This window comes from Psychrobacillus sp. FSL K6-2836 (genome assembly GCF_038003085.1).
Taxonomy (GTDB): domain Bacteria; phylum Bacillota; class Bacilli; order Bacillales_A; family Planococcaceae; genus Psychrobacillus.
Map to the genome: position 1 here is coordinate 1,554,549 of NZ_JBBOOM010000001.1, position 13,553 is coordinate 1,568,101.

Annotated in this window: 14 protein-coding genes; 6 read left to right on the forward strand and 8 right to left on the reverse strand. The window is 35.5% G+C overall.

Translation table 11 applies throughout. The annotated features are described in order from the left end of the window. Nucleotides 1-38 precede the first annotated feature (38 nt). Together MKY37_RS07155 and MKY37_RS07160 are read left to right on the forward strand one after the other, a co-directional pair. The gene (locus tag MKY37_RS07155; RefSeq protein ID WP_340775367.1) at nucleotides 39-1,037 is read left to right on the forward strand and encodes a FecCD family ABC transporter permease; all 999 of its coding nucleotides are present in this window, start codon (nucleotides 39-41) and stop codon (nucleotides 1,035-1,037) included. Beyond that, nucleotides 1,034-2,041, forward strand: a complete 1,008-nt coding sequence (locus MKY37_RS07160; RefSeq protein WP_340775371.1) for a FecCD family ABC transporter permease — start codon at nucleotides 1,034-1,036, stop codon at nucleotides 2,039-2,041. Before MKY37_RS07155 ends, MKY37_RS07160 begins: the two co-directional genes overlap by 4 nt. Nucleotides 2,042-2,397: 356 nt before the next feature. Here MKY37_RS07160 and MKY37_RS07165 read toward each other — a convergent pair whose 3' ends face one another. The 4 genes from MKY37_RS07165 to MKY37_RS07180 form a co-directional block, all read right to left on the reverse strand. Then, complete coding sequence (locus MKY37_RS07165) at nucleotides 2,398-3,117, reverse strand: glycerophosphodiester phosphodiesterase (RefSeq protein WP_340775374.1); 720 nt, start codon at nucleotides 3,115-3,117, stop codon at nucleotides 2,398-2,400. Between the two features lie 79 nt (nucleotides 3,118-3,196). After that, complete coding sequence (locus MKY37_RS07170; protein WP_340775378.1) at nucleotides 3,197-3,910, reverse strand: AAA family ATPase; 714 nt, start codon at nucleotides 3,908-3,910, stop codon at nucleotides 3,197-3,199. A gap of 34 nt (nucleotides 3,911-3,944) precedes the next feature. Further along, nucleotides 3,945-4,541: a histidine phosphatase family protein gene (locus tag MKY37_RS07175; RefSeq protein WP_340775380.1), complete on the reverse strand. Its 597-nt coding sequence runs from the start codon at nucleotides 4,539-4,541 to the stop codon at nucleotides 3,945-3,947. Nucleotides 4,542-4,569: 28 nt separating this feature from the next. Then, nucleotides 4,570-4,995 carry an NUDIX hydrolase gene (locus tag MKY37_RS07180; RefSeq protein WP_340775381.1) on the reverse strand — a complete coding sequence of 142 codons (426 nt, stop codon included), beginning with the start codon at nucleotides 4,993-4,995 and terminating at the stop codon, nucleotides 4,570-4,572. A 462-nt stretch (nucleotides 4,996-5,457) separates the two neighbouring features. Between MKY37_RS07180 and MKY37_RS07185 the strand changes: the two genes are divergently transcribed. Further along, on the forward strand, nucleotides 5,458-5,904 hold the full coding sequence (locus MKY37_RS07185) for an AraC family transcriptional regulator (RefSeq protein WP_340775383.1): 447 nt from the start codon (nucleotides 5,458-5,460) through the stop codon (nucleotides 5,902-5,904). A gap of 235 nt (nucleotides 5,905-6,139) precedes the next feature. Here MKY37_RS07185 and MKY37_RS07190 read toward each other — a convergent pair whose 3' ends face one another. The 3 genes from MKY37_RS07190 to MKY37_RS07200 form a co-directional block, all read right to left on the reverse strand. Then, nucleotides 6,140-7,606, reverse strand: a complete 1,467-nt coding sequence (locus tag MKY37_RS07190; RefSeq protein ID WP_340775386.1) for an amidase family protein — start codon at nucleotides 7,604-7,606, stop codon at nucleotides 6,140-6,142. A 188-nt stretch (nucleotides 7,607-7,794) separates the two neighbouring features. Beyond that, complete coding sequence (locus MKY37_RS07195) at nucleotides 7,795-8,298, reverse strand: ClbS/DfsB family four-helix bundle protein (protein WP_340775389.1); 504 nt, start codon at nucleotides 8,296-8,298, stop codon at nucleotides 7,795-7,797. A 337-nt stretch (nucleotides 8,299-8,635) separates the two neighbouring features. Then, nucleotides 8,636-8,872 carry a hypothetical protein gene (locus MKY37_RS07200; RefSeq protein ID WP_340775391.1) on the reverse strand — a complete coding sequence of 79 codons (237 nt, stop codon included), beginning with the start codon at nucleotides 8,870-8,872 and terminating at the stop codon, nucleotides 8,636-8,638. A 154-nt stretch (nucleotides 8,873-9,026) separates the two neighbouring features. Here MKY37_RS07200 and MKY37_RS07205 point away from each other — a divergent pair, with 154 nt between their 5' ends. The 3 genes from MKY37_RS07205 (at nucleotide 9,027) to MKY37_RS07215 (ending at nucleotide 12,718) form a co-directional block, all read left to right on the forward strand. Beyond that, a complete protein-coding gene (locus MKY37_RS07205; protein WP_340775393.1) occupies nucleotides 9,027-10,502 on the forward strand; it encodes a spore germination protein in 1,476 nt (491 codons plus the stop codon). A gap of 103 nt (nucleotides 10,503-10,605) precedes the next feature. Next, the gene (locus tag MKY37_RS07210; protein ID WP_340775395.1) at nucleotides 10,606-11,649 is read left to right on the forward strand and encodes a GerAB/ArcD/ProY family transporter; all 1,044 of its coding nucleotides are present in this window, start codon (nucleotides 10,606-10,608) and stop codon (nucleotides 11,647-11,649) included. Further along, nucleotides 11,624-12,718 carry a Ger(x)C family spore germination protein gene (locus MKY37_RS07215; protein WP_340775397.1) on the forward strand — a complete coding sequence of 365 codons (1,095 nt, stop codon included), beginning with the start codon at nucleotides 11,624-11,626 and terminating at the stop codon, nucleotides 12,716-12,718. The genes MKY37_RS07210 and MKY37_RS07215 overlap by 26 nt, the downstream gene beginning before the upstream one ends. 435 nt (nucleotides 12,719-13,153) lie before the next feature. Here MKY37_RS07215 and MKY37_RS07220 read toward each other — a convergent pair whose 3' ends face one another. After that, nucleotides 13,154-13,456 carry a hypothetical protein gene (locus MKY37_RS07220; protein ID WP_340775399.1) on the reverse strand — a complete coding sequence of 101 codons (303 nt, stop codon included), beginning with the start codon at nucleotides 13,454-13,456 and terminating at the stop codon, nucleotides 13,154-13,156. Nucleotides 13,457-13,553 lie beyond the last annotated feature (97 nt).

Genomic DNA, 13,553 nt, shown 5'->3' on the forward strand with positions numbered 1-13,553 from the left:
CGGGATTCCTCCGCTATTTTTGTAGAAAGGATAATACGATGAAAACCTCTATTCATTTTAGTTTAAAGTTTGTTATTGGACTTATTTTATTGGTTATAATGTTCAGCATTTCTATGGTGTATGGCGCAGCCTCCACATCCTTACAAGACGTATGGCAAGCATTATTTTCTAGCGTAAAAAGCGATTCTATCAATATTTTAAGAGAGCTGCGACTGCCTAGAGAAGTTGCTGCTATATTGGTCGGTGCCGCCTTAGCTGTATCTGGCGCGATTATGCAAGGAGTCACCCGTAATCCTCTCGCAGACCCTGGATTATTAGGTTTAACTTCGGGAGCAAATGCGGCCCTTGCTATAAGTATTGCACTTATTCCGGGCCTCAATTACTTCGGTATCACTATTGCATGCTTTATCGGAGCAGCAGTTGGTGCCGCAATGGTATTTGGAATTGGTGCTATGAAAAAAGGGGGCTTTTCTCCTCTACGAATTGTACTAGCAGGTGCTGCGGTCTCCGCCTTTTTGTATGCAATTGCAGACGGTGTGGGGATCTATTTTAAAATTTCCAAAGATGTTTCCATGTGGACAGCTGGGGGGTTAATAGGAACCAACTGGAGTCAGCTCCAGATGATTACTCCTTTTATCGCAATCGGAATCATTGTTGCCCTATTATTATCTAGACAGCTAACTATTTTAAGTTTAAATGAAGAAGTTGCAGTCGGACTTGGTCAAAAAACAACTCAAACAAAGACAATCTTATTTGTAGTCGTTATTTTACTTGCGGGTGCTTCAGTTGCTCTTGTAGGAAATATGGCTTTTGTCGGATTGATGGTCCCTCATATTGTTCGAGCAATAGTTGGAACGGACTACCGACTTATAATTCCAATGTCGGTTATATTAGGAGCTACCCTTATGCTACTTGCTGATACAATTGGACGAACTATTAATATTCCGTATGAGACCCCTGTTGCTGCTATTATAGCTATTATGGGATTACCTTTCTTCTTAGTAATCGTTCGTAAAGGAGGAAGAGTATTTCAATGATTCAACGTAAACTAGTTAAAAAACAACGTATAATATTTATCATTTTACTGGCGCTTATTATAATTACTGCTTTTATGAGTGCTGGAATTGGCTATTCTACCCTTTCCTTTAATCGGCTTTTACCAACCTTTTTAGGGCAAGGAACTTTTAAAGAGGAATTTGTTTTATTCTCCGTTCGCTTACCTAGAATTATCATTACAATTCTTGCGGGAATGGCATTAGCGCTATCTGGTGCTATTTTGCAAAGCATCACACGAAATGATTTAGCGGACCCTGGGATAATTGGGATTAACTCTGGAGCTGGAGTAGCGGTATCAATTTTCTTCTTATTTATACCAATTCAACCTGGTTCTTTTGTATACTTACTACCAATAGTCGCCTTTGTTGGTGCTTTGATCACTGCCTTTTTCATCTATATCCTATCGTACAATCGAAAAACTGGGCTACAGCCGGTTCGGTTAGTTTTGGTTGGGATTGGTTTCTCAATGGCTCTTTCAGGTTTGATGATTGTCTTTATTTCATCTGCTGATCGTCAAAAAGTAGATTTCATCGCTAATTGGATGGCTGGTAATATTTGGGGAGCCGATTGGCCATTTATCTTGGCTCTTTTACCTTGGTTAATCGTTCTTATTCCGTTTATCTTATATAAGGCAAATAAATTAAATTTACTCAATTTAAATGAGCCCGTAGCAATCGGAGTAGGACTTGCAATTGAGAAGGAACGGATCATCCTTTTATTAGCTGCTGTTGCTCTTGCAGCCACGGCAGTATCTGTTACCGGGGGAATTGCTTTCATAGGCTTGATGGCCCCTCATATCGCTAAATCATTAGTAGGACCGCGTCATCAATTGTTCATACCTATTTCCATCCTCATCGGTGGTTGGCTCTTACTTTTCGCTGATACGATCGGTCGAAACGTGATTGAGCCTAATGGGATTCCGGCAGGAGTTGTAGTTGCTCTAATTGGTGCACCTTACTTTATGTACTTGTTGATGAAGAAATAACTCTTCTATCCTTATGAAGAGCTCATTGGAATACTGTTGTAACAATCAACACAAGTAACGAAGACGTCAAAGCAAGTACGGAAAGACTTTCTTAACTTAAACAAAAAGAGACTGGGACAGAACCCCAAAACAGCATTTTTCTCTGTGAGAAAAATGCTGTTTTTTTGCTGTGCACAAAATTGATTTCCATTCCAGGGACGCTTTCCACGGGCGTGGCCTGAGCCTGTAGTCTCAGGCGTCACGCTATTCCCGTAGGAGTCGCCCCTCCATTTCAATCAATTTTATTAACTATCCATTATTTAGTAAAGGTTTCTCCTTATCCAATAAACTTTCTACTTCTGTCCCTACCTCTTTACTTATGATTGAAGATATTTCCACATTTTCTCTGGATAGTCGGTGAAAATAGCATCTACTCCAATTTGTTTTAACGTATCTGCATACTTCGGTTCATTGACCGTAAAAACGCGAACTTTTTTGCCACTTGCAATCGCCTCTTCGCCCATCTGCCTTAGGACTGTCGGGAAAAAAGCATGGAGTGCATCTGCTCCTACTTTTTCTGCATATTTGTGCGGCTCTATCATAACTTCCATAAAGAGAATGGCAGTCTCTATAGGGGGAGCTAATTGTTTAAAGTTCCTAATCATCTCATGGTTAAAAGAAGAGATAACGACACGTGCTTCTAGTCGATAGTCATTTAACATTTGGATTATTGCCTGCTCCATACCTTCATATGGAAATACGTCGGATTTCAATTCTATATTTAGGTGGTGCTCTGTATCCTTAAATACATATAACACTTCTCTTAGCGTCGGGATTGTTTCCTGTTTAAACTGGGGGGAGTACCAAGAACCAAAGTCAAATTCCTTCAATTCAGCTAAAGTCAAATCTTTAATAAAACCTACTCCATTGGATGTGCGATTAATCGTCTCATCATGAATAACAACCAATTCATGATCTTTCGTCATATGAACATCGAATTCCACACCGTGCACAGGTAATTTTGCGGTTGCTCTAAAGGCTGCGATTGTATTTTCTGGATGCGTACCTGAAGAACCTCTATGGGCATAAATTTTCATAAAGCCTACCTCCTTGTACCCTTATTAAAACTATTATACCTCTTTATTTCTTGCATTAGAAAGCAAATTTAGATGCTTTTTAATCTTCTGCAAATATATCTTGTAAAAATTTTTCTCTATTTTGTAAAAAGTATTTCGTTATCTGAAAATGGTCAGTCTCCTCATAATCTATCGCTTTAATTTCCCCTTGGTCAAAGCTAAGTATGTCAGCATAAGGGTAGCCTAATAGAATTGGAGAGTGTGTGGCGATTATAAATTGACTATCATCTTCTTGTACTAAATCATGTAAAATCCTTAAAAAAGCCAGCTGACGTGAGGGAGATAAAGCAGCTTCTGGTTCATCCAATAAATAAATCCCTCTCCCTCTAAACCGATTAGAGAATAAAGAAAAAAATGCTTCTCCATGAGATTGGTGATGCAAGGACTTTCCACCATATGGACCTGTTCCCATTTGATCGATATGAGAGGCAAAATTATAAAAGGATTCTGCACGAAGAAAGAAACCATTTGTTACTTTTGGAAGCCAGGATAACCTAATATAATCCCCAAGCGCTGATTCCGATGCATCTACCTCGTAAAAGTTATTCTTACCACCACCTGCTGTATTAAATTCGCATTTATCCGCAATGGCTTCTAACAGTGTAGATTTGCCCGAACCATTTTCTCCAACGAAAAAAGTAACTTTGTTATGTAATTCCAGCTGATGTAGATTTGCAATAGAAGGAATGGAGAATGGATACTGATTATATGATGGAATAAGATCTCGCTGAAGCTCAATTCTTTTTAAGGACATGTCATCACCTACGATTTAATTTATTTAGACTCTGTTATATATTACTAAAATTATTATCTAAATGCTTCGTACAGTTATAGAGAGAACAATTCCAAACACCTTGTTTTATATTAAGAATAGTTAACGATGTATTATCTAGTTGTGTTTTTTGGAACTGCTCCGGTAGCAACCTTTGCAGAGTTAGCCCTATTAATGCTCCATGACTCACTACCAATACTCGTTTGTCACTATATGTAGTAGCTAATTCTGTTAGAAATTCATGCCCTCTTTTAGATACATCTTCGAACTTTTCCATTCCTAGGTCTAATTTTCGCCAGTTACTTCCCCACCTTTTAAACCTTTCCTCTTCCGTTGTACCTTCAATTTCTCCGCAATTTATTTCTCGTATTCTTTTATCATATATATTGGTTGATAGGTTTAGTTTAGCGGCGATTATTTGTCCTGTTTCCTTGGCACGTGATAAATCACTTGTTACAATAACATCCCACTCTCCTTCTAATACAAGCCTATTTGCCAAAGAAATCGCCTGCAGTTTTCCGAGATCATTCAAAGGAATATCTGAAATACCTTGTGATTTCCCAAGTACATTCCATTCTGTAATTCCATGCCTTACAAGTCCTATAGTAGTCAAAATATTTATCCCCTTTTGTTAAGTGAAATCAGTTTCCCTGTAGGATTTTATCAGCCAACTTAATGTTTTCCTTTAGATAAACTGGGATATCTGCTCTATCTAATATTTCCTGTGTCGACATCCAAAAAACATCACTTACTTCATCCAGGCATTTAGCATAGGGCTCTCCAGATTGATGCTCGCAAAGAAAAACAATATCTATTACAGTTAAACCAGTGTCTGTTTCAAATAAAGAACTATTAACATACCTAAGATTCGAAACCTCTATGCCTACCTCTTCGGCAACTTCTCTTTTTAGAGTTTCTTCTAATATATTTGTTTTTATCTCATCTTTTTCTACCTTACCTCCAACAAGGGATAGCCCCCCTCCTGCGTGCTCTTCTTTTTCACTCCTTCTTATTAACAGCCATTTTGCATTTTTGTAAATTGCCCCTTCAACATTAACTATGAACATGTACTTCCCTCCTTTTTTTTATATTCTATATCGTAAAAGTCTTTCCCTTTATTTGGTGATTTTTGATTGAGAGGAACCGTGCAAAAAAGATGCATAGTCCTTAAGTTCAAAGCTTGTTTCTACCCGTATGCTTTGAACGGGTTTATTATTAACGATTAATTTTTAGAAGAGCTGGTAATTTTATGACGGTTTTCCGTCTGTCACCCACAGCTGTTGAAAACAGCTTAGTCCCTCTTGGATAATTAGAGAAGCAATTTTTTCTACGAGCGCTTTTCTCCCACTTATGCTTGTTTTTCCGAGTCTTTTTTATTATGCAATTTTATAACTTTTGAGCGGTTTTTAATTTTCAAGGAAGTTTAATGAGGAATATTATTAATTTTTAAAAAATAAAGTGAATATATTTTTTAAGCATGTTACATTCGAAATGTACCAAACAAATCTGAATAAAGAAAGGAAGAATGTATGATGTTTAAAATTGAAACACTCCCTAACTATCGCTTGGCTTACGTGCGACGAGTCGGCCCGTATGGTTCGGCAAATATTGAAGTAATGGAGAAGTTAAAAAAGTGGGCAACCGAGAAAAATCTTTCCGCAATTATACTTGCAATTCAACAAGATAATCCAGAGACAACGCTTCCTGAAAACTGTAGATTTGATGCTTGTATTGTTATTACAGAGGATTATCAGATGGATGATTCAATTTGCGAAGGTGAACTTGCTGGTGGAAAGTATCTTATTTACGAAGTCAAACATACAGCTGAAGACATTCAAAAAGCATATGCTCATATTTTTTCTACTATACAAAGCAATGGATACCTGATTGATAACAAACCCATTTTAGAAAGATACACGGAGGATATGGTAAACAACCATTATTGCGAAATATGCATACCAGTAAAACCATTATAGTTTGACTAGCTATTTTATTTCTTTGAGAGAAGAACAATCGGTTTTTATAAGTACTGACACCTTCTTGTTCTTCTTTCATTAATCTGCCGCTAATGTTGTTAGAAGAAAAAATGCTGTAATCCTTCTTGAAGTGAAGCACTCGTAAGTTGAATAAGGGATTAGTAGATTTTATATTTGAATCAAATTTTTTTCGGGGTTGATTTACTTCTTAATCGGGCTGAATTACATTTGTCTTCTATATTAATTTCGGACTTTTCCGATGTTTTGTAGCTTGTTCAAAAGCATAAGCAAGTTTGATTAATATACCTTCACTAAAAGCAGTACCAGCAAAAGTAATACCAAATGGTCTTCCACTTTCCTTGTATCCAGCAGGTAGAGCTATGGATGGATACCCTGCTTTAGCACAGATTGTCGAACCTATATATGAAGGGAAAAGAATTGCATCAAGGTCATACTTTTTTAAAGCAAAATCAATCCCTGTCTGAGAAAAATATAAATCATCTAGTTTTGCATTCAAATATTCAGGATTCCTTAACGTATTGGGTAGTCCTACAATTTCCTCTAACTTATTCTGTCCGTATTTCAAAGCCTTTTCTGCATTGCTCTTATTAAACTGAATCAGATCGGTTATAGAATGTACAGGTAAGTGCGAGGGGAGTTTGGAAAGATAATTTTCTAGGCTATGTTTCAACTCTGATAGTAGTACCACCCTTTTCCACTCTCTATGAAAAGAAGGAATCTCTATATCTTCATTGACCAAAGCACCTTCTTCATTTAAGGTCTGTATAACATCCTCAAACAATCCCGCGTCATATTCCTCGGATTCACAAAACGCTTTAGAAGCTCCTTTGAATACACCAATTTTCGCTCCCTTTAAACCCTTAGAATCCAAAAAAGTTGAATAATCCTGTTGTAGCCTTCCTCTGTTTTTATGAGTAGCAGCATCAAGGTGATCAACACCAACTAAGGCTCCTAATAATATAGATGCGTCTGTAACGGTTCTGGCCATTGGCCCTGCTGTATCCTGAGAATATGTGAAAGGAATTATACCAGTACGGCTAATCAATCCAACAGTAGGTTTTATACCTACCACAGCGTTTGTAACCGCTGGACTTAGAATAGAAGCATCTGTTTCAGTGCCAACAGCCAATACTGTAAAATTTGCAGCAACTGCCACCGCTGAACCTGAACTGGAACCCCCAACAAAAAGGTCAGCATCGCCATATGGATTTAATACTTGCCCACCTCTGGAACTATAGCCTGCCCACATTGTATTTGACATCCCATTAGCTAGTTCTGTCATATTAGCCTTGCCTAAGAGTACTGCACCTGAGTTACGGAGTTTTTCAACAAGGAATGCATCATGACTACTAATATGATTCTCTAATGCAAGTGTTCCTGCACTGGTGTGCATAGAATCATTTGTTTCAATACTGTCTTTTAGAACAACGGGAATACCGTGTAAAGGACCTCTAACACCCACTATTCTTCTTTCATAATCTAATGACTCTGCAATGAAGATTGCGTCAGGATTTATTTCAAGAATAGAATTTATTTTTGGACCATCTTGGTCATACTTTGCAATTCTGTTAAGGTAATACATAACTAACTCTTTTGAAGTTATTTCACCGTTTTCCATAGCTACTTGAATTTCATTAATTGTTAATTCTTCTCTAAAAAAATTGTTGAACCTTATTTCCAATATAATGCTCCTTAATTATTCCATTTTTTACTCATAAGTAACTATTCTATATTAATTCAAATATCCCTTTTAACTAAAAGTTCTCTTTTGGTGAAATAGAAAAAAGAGCTACTTTAGCAGCTCAATGATCTTAAACTAAAGCACCCGTTAGTTTAAGTGAAATGTTTCACAAACTTGTCCTTTTCCTTTTATATAGACTTTGCAATTACTTCACATTTTTTTATAGCCCAAATATAATGATTGGAAGTGTTTGCTGCAAAATAGCTGTATAAATTACTTGTTTTTGTCCACTTATAATATTTTTTTGTCATGATTTCTTCGTTGGTATGTAATCTTATTAAATCCATTACTCTTTCATGGCTTAACTTCAATTTCCTTATTGCTTGATTTAATTTTACATCCTGATAGTTTTCCAAAATTTGCATATTAAGTAGCTTGATAGTGCTCCATTTATAACCAGGTGCTGGCATAAAAGGAATATCTCCATCCATACCTTCTCTATACCATCTCTCAAACATTACATGCCATTCATATAGATGCATTAATACATCACGAAAATTCTTATCTCTGTCTTGAGTTTCAATAGAAATGCCTCTTTTTCTGCTAGGCACTGACTCAATTATTTCAAGTAATAATTTTAAATTTTTGTCGCTATTCAGTAATAGAATTTCTTTTTCATTTTTTGCCACCATAGTAATTCCCTCCTTTTAACTTAATCTAACATTCTGAAGGCTCAGCTTTTTTTAAAAAAGCTATTTCTGAGTCTCTTTTGTTATGCAATTTTATAGATTTTGAGCGTTTTTTAATTTTCATGGGAGTTGAATAAGTAAGAGACGCTTATTGAAGAATGCATCGTTTATTCCTTTTAATTTTTTTATATACTCATACACATCTATAGGTGGTATCTTAAGTAAACTTCCTCATATTCTTCTACAATATCAAATAACGGATTCAATAAAGACTCCCATACTTCAAAGTTTGCCAAATTACTTATTTCAATAATGTGGTCTAACATTTTAACTTTTACCTTCATTCTATTTCCGAGTTCGAACTTACTGTAAATTCCAAATTCCCATATTTATCATAATTTTTTTCAGTTACCGTATTCAATGTAGAAAATTGTAATTCTCGTTCTTTAGTAGATAAAGGTTCTGGTTCATCCTTATTCGCAACGGGAGTATCAACTTCTGAATGCTTATTTAACAGGCTAAATGATGCTATTCCAACTATAAGTATCCCATTAATAATCAATATCCTTTTTAACATATAATCCCTCTTGTTAAGAAGGTAAGGGTGTGCCTCTGAATCTTATTAATTTAGTTTCGTATATTTTAAACTTAAAAAGCTAACAATGGAATTAATATGGAATTTTACCGTTCTTCCAAAAATGCTTTTTTACATATAGAAGTGAGGAATATACATGTTTTGGAAAAAACAATCAAATGAAAATAAGCCTGTTTCTCAATCAAACGCAGAATCAGAAATATCAATAGAGACTCTAAAAAAAGCCCTCGTTCAAATGGATGATGCGGAATTTGTGGAAATCAACATTTCTGAAAATCAAAATGTTGATCTTATCTACGTAAGAACTCTGATTGACCAAGAAAGATTAAATGAAAGCATTCTAAAACCTTTATCTAACTGTTCCAAACAATCCATTCAAGAATGCATTGTTCACTCAACAATAAATTCCATTTCCACTTTTAATGAGGCAAAAAAGCAGCTGTTTAAAGGATCTGTCTTGTTATTTGACTCTTCGTCAAACCTTTGGTTCGCTATCCCTTTAGAAAATCCACTTGGACGTGCCATTGAAACATCCGATACTGAAACCATCCTTTTAGGAGCGAAAGACAGCTTCAGTGAACAGCTAGAACAAAATATTACGCTCATTCGAAGACGTCTTCCAACACATGATTTGAAAACAGAGAAGTTCACCATTGGTTCTTTAAGTGAGACTAATGTGGTCTTATTGTACATAGAAGGGCTCACCAATCCAGAACTTGTTTCAACCGTCAAAAAGAAGATTTCGGAAATTAATTATGATCTCTTCTTTGATTCTTCTCAAGTTGCGGTATTCATGGAGGACCATCAAGACAGTATTTTTCCTCAGTTTCAGCAAACTGACCGGCCTGATGTTGTTGCTTATTCTCTGGGAATAGGAAAAATTACGATTCTGGTAGATAATACACCTTTTGCTCTCGTTGCTCCAATTACATTTTTTCATTTGTTCCAATCACCAGAGGATTATATTAATCGATGGGTAGTTGCCAGTTTTTTGCGCATCCTCCGATATGTAAGTTTTATTCTGTCTATCACATTGATTCCATTCTACGTGGCATTAACAACTCATCATTATCAAATGATTCCTTTACAAATACTTTTGGTCTTAGTGGAGTCAAGGAGCAAGCTTCCGTTCACTCCTTTTTGGGAAGCATTTATCATGTTAATTTTTATTGAAATTATAAAAGAAGCAAGTTTACGGATGCCAACAAAAACAGGTCAAACGCTTGGGGTTATTGGGGGCATTGTAATTGGTCAAGCAGCAGTTGAGGCTGGTTTTGCAAGTAAGGTGTTAATTGTCATGGTAGGGATTTCAACTATTGGATCCTTTCTTGGTCCCAATTACCTTATGACAAAGGCGAATTCATTGATTCAATTCATTCTTCTTGTATTTTCTTCGTTTCTTGGGATAGTGGGGATTGTTCTGGGAATGATTATCATTTTAGCCCACCTTAATGGCTTGTCTTCACTCAAGCAGCCATATTTATCCCCTGTTGCCCCTTTCTATGGAAAAGATTGGATTGACCTATTCATTCGAGGGCCTTTAGTCAAAATGAAGGAGCGTCCACAACATCTTAAACCGCTGAAGATGAAGAGATATCAAACTAGGAGATGACCTAATGGAAGCCCTTCAATTATTTAATAAAAATGAAACCTATAATGGGCTCTATGTCATGTTGATGGTAAATCGCCTCCAAATGCTTTACTTTTTTTTGATTATGCCAAGGTTTTTGATCCATCCGTATATGATTTGGGTGATTCTTGCGGTCGGATTATTGTCTCAACTTAACCTTCTTCTTTTATCCAAATGGTTTTCCACCGGGTTTTCGAGCAAAGGATACAACGGATTTGTCCAATTGTTCGGAAAAAAAATTGTGCGTATCCTCTCCTTCATCGGTTTGTTCTTTATCTTGCTTAAACTTTTTGTAGTCATGTTAGGATTCTCAGAAATCGTTCAAATATTTATGTTTCCATCTACAGATTCAAATTGGATTATCTTTTTTATTCTATTGTCTTGTTGGTATGTCGCAGGGAAGGGTGTTGAAAAAACCATTCGTTTCGTAGTGATTTCATTTTTGTGTACATTTTGGATGTTCTTTTTCTTCGCTTTTTTCTTCCTTCCACCAATAGCTCAACTTAGTGACTTGTATCCGATTATTCCAATGGAATGGAATAGAGATTCCTGGAGAGGAATATTTTTAATTTTGTCTTCATTTTCAGGCCCTGAATTTCTAGTATTTTTGGGACCGTGGTTTAAAACAAATAATAAAACATTTCGCTATTTATCTTATGGCAATGCTTTAACCGTTATAGAGTATGTATTCTTATATATAGCATCCTTATTATATTTCGGTTCCAATTATTTAAGCAAAAATCAATTCCCAATTGTCAATATGGCACGTTATTTTCAAAATCCAATAATTGAACGTATTGATATGGTCATGCTTTCATTGCAATTATTTAACATCGTCTTTGCAGTGTCAATTTTTCTACTGTTGTTTTATGGAGCATCCAAAATAGCTTTTGGGAAAATGGAGAAACCACCAAGTCGAGTGGGCTTTATATTCAGTGTATTCCTTATTTTCATTGGAATGATTCTTGTGAATGAATTGATTTGGAAGTCAGGTGAAAAGCAGGTCATTTTACTTAATCTTCAAATTTTAGCAGGAAGCTTAAGTTACTTAGTGGTTCCAATTATTATTATCGTAGTGATGAAGATAAAGGGGGTTAATAAACATGGGACTGCGAAAGAAAAAGGCTAAAAAATTGGCAATCATATTTATAGCTTTATGGTTAACTGGATGTGCCCCTTTTACTGAAAATAATATTATTGAAGAGATTGCTCCAATAACATTTTTGTCACTTAGTAAAGGGGATGAAGGGAAAATAAAAATCAGTACGATTATTCCTCCTCTAAGCAAAGAAGAAAAGAGTGTAATGTCACAAGAAGTCAGCTTATTAAAGGAGGGAGTAAGGGAATTTAATTTAAACTTCTACCAGGAAATTAAATCTGGGCAAATGCGAATGCTGATAATTAATGAAGAACTCGGAAAAGAGGGAATCATGTCCATTATTAATGTGTTATTGACTGATCCGGATATCTCTTTAAGAATCTATTTAGTTATCGTAAAAGGAAATATTGAAGAATACTTGGAAACTCAATTGGACAAACAAGAAAATCTTGATTACTCTTTTTACCGAATGCTGAAGCACTATGAGGAAAAAAATCAGGGAGAATTAACTGTCGTTAATCTGCATGAATTTAAAAATTTGTTATATACCCGTTATTCAGATCCTTACTTACCTGTTTTCAAAATAGAAAATGACGCAGTCAGCTATGAAGGTACCGCACTGTTTCAAAATGACAAACTAGTTGAAACAATAACATCTTTTGATGATCGTATCTTCCAGCTTTTAAACAACGATCATTACTTAGAAATTTTACCGATCCCAGAATTAGAAGTTGTACTAGGTCATGTTAGATCAAAAACGAAAGTGGATATTGATACAAGTTTGTCTACAATGACCTATACAGTGAATATAGACTCAAGAATTGAAGAATACCGGGGAGAAAAGCAATTATTTGAACCAAAGGATTTAGAAGACTTGAAAAAAGAAATCCAATCCAATCTTGAAAAACAAACACAAGAACTAGTAAAAAAAATGCAAGAATTGAATGTCGATCCATTACAGCTAGGCATTCATACATTAAAACCATTTTCAAAACCAATGGATGAAAAAAAATGGATTGAACTTTTTGAGAAGATGGACATTAAGATTGATTATCAGCTTAATATTGAGCCTTTGACGGATTCAAACGCAAAAAGTTAATTATAATAAAAGAAAAAAGCGCACTCACTTGAGTGGTTAAGTCTTTTTAAAAAACTACAGATTGCTTATTAGAGAATAAAAAAGCGATTTAAATCCCACCTTAAAACCAAATAGAAAATACTATAAATGAAAAATCATTCTCGGTAAAGATTTGAGAAGGACCTTCAACAATAAGATTCCCTTTTACTGCACGTATTTTAAATTCGGCAGAGTTACAAGAAATGACGATCAAATAAGTCACGTCAAATACCTATGTATACATCATAGCTGCTAGTTGTCCTGTCGAGCAAGCGAAGCGCAGTAGGAAAGAAGAACAATATATAATCTAGGAAAAGAGCAATATGTGACAACTATCTTGACAAACACCGAGCTATTGTTTCACTATCTCGATCATCTCCGTATAAGTTACAGTGGCATAATTACTTAGTCATTCACTTAATTCCTCGCCAAGATTTCTATATTCACTATTGCTTTTTCAATAAGAATGCAAAATTTCTCTTCCAAACTTTCATAATGAGGTTCTTCACTTTTACTATTTTCTACCGCTAAAAATAATCTCCATATATACTCGATATAATTCTTTTCTATTTCTGCGTATTCATGAGCTTCAACTTTTTCAAGCATTATCGTCAATCTATTTAAGTAGGTTTGAATACCCATTTCCTCAATATGCTCTGGAAACCAATTGAATAAGCTTTCATGCCCTCCACTTTCAAGCTCACAAAAATAATTAAACAAAATTAAGAAATCGTTCCTTTTCTCGTCGTCCGTCGGAAAAATGTATTCTCCATAGGCTGATAAAACAGCATTCCAAATGTCATCGTTAGTTTGCAAT

Excerpts from the sequence above, each read along its gene's own strand:
- MKY37_RS07155 (WP_340775367.1), top strand. The coding sequence starts at position 39 with ATGAAAACCTCTATTCATTTTAGTTTAAAGTTTGTTATTGGACTTATT.
- MKY37_RS07160 (WP_340775371.1), top strand. The coding sequence starts at position 1,034 with ATGATTCAACGTAAACTAGTTAAAAAACAACGTATAATATTTATCATT.
- MKY37_RS07165 (WP_340775374.1), bottom strand. The coding sequence starts at position 3,117 with ATGAAAATTTATGCCCATAGAGGTTCTTCAGGTACGCATCCAGAAAAT.
- MKY37_RS07170 (WP_340775378.1), bottom strand. The coding sequence starts at position 3,910 with ATGTCCTTAAAAAGAATTGAGCTTCAGCGAGATCTTATTCCATCATAT.
- MKY37_RS07180 (WP_340775381.1), bottom strand. The coding sequence starts at position 4,995 with ATGTTCATAGTTAATGTTGAAGGGGCAATTTACAAAAATGCAAAATGG.
- MKY37_RS07185 (WP_340775383.1), top strand. The coding sequence starts at position 5,458 with ATGATGTTTAAAATTGAAACACTCCCTAACTATCGCTTGGCTTACGTG.
- MKY37_RS07195 (WP_340775389.1), bottom strand. The coding sequence starts at position 8,298 with ATGGTGGCAAAAAATGAAAAAGAAATTCTATTACTGAATAGCGACAAA.
- MKY37_RS07200 (WP_340775391.1), bottom strand. The coding sequence starts at position 8,872 with ATGTTAAAAAGGATATTGATTATTAATGGGATACTTATAGTTGGAATA.
- MKY37_RS07205 (WP_340775393.1), top strand. The coding sequence starts at position 9,027 with ATGTTTTGGAAAAAACAATCAAATGAAAATAAGCCTGTTTCTCAATCA.
- MKY37_RS07210 (WP_340775395.1), top strand. The coding sequence starts at position 10,606 with ATGCCAAGGTTTTTGATCCATCCGTATATGATTTGGGTGATTCTTGCG.
- MKY37_RS07215 (WP_340775397.1), top strand. The coding sequence starts at position 11,624 with ATGGGACTGCGAAAGAAAAAGGCTAAAAAATTGGCAATCATATTTATA.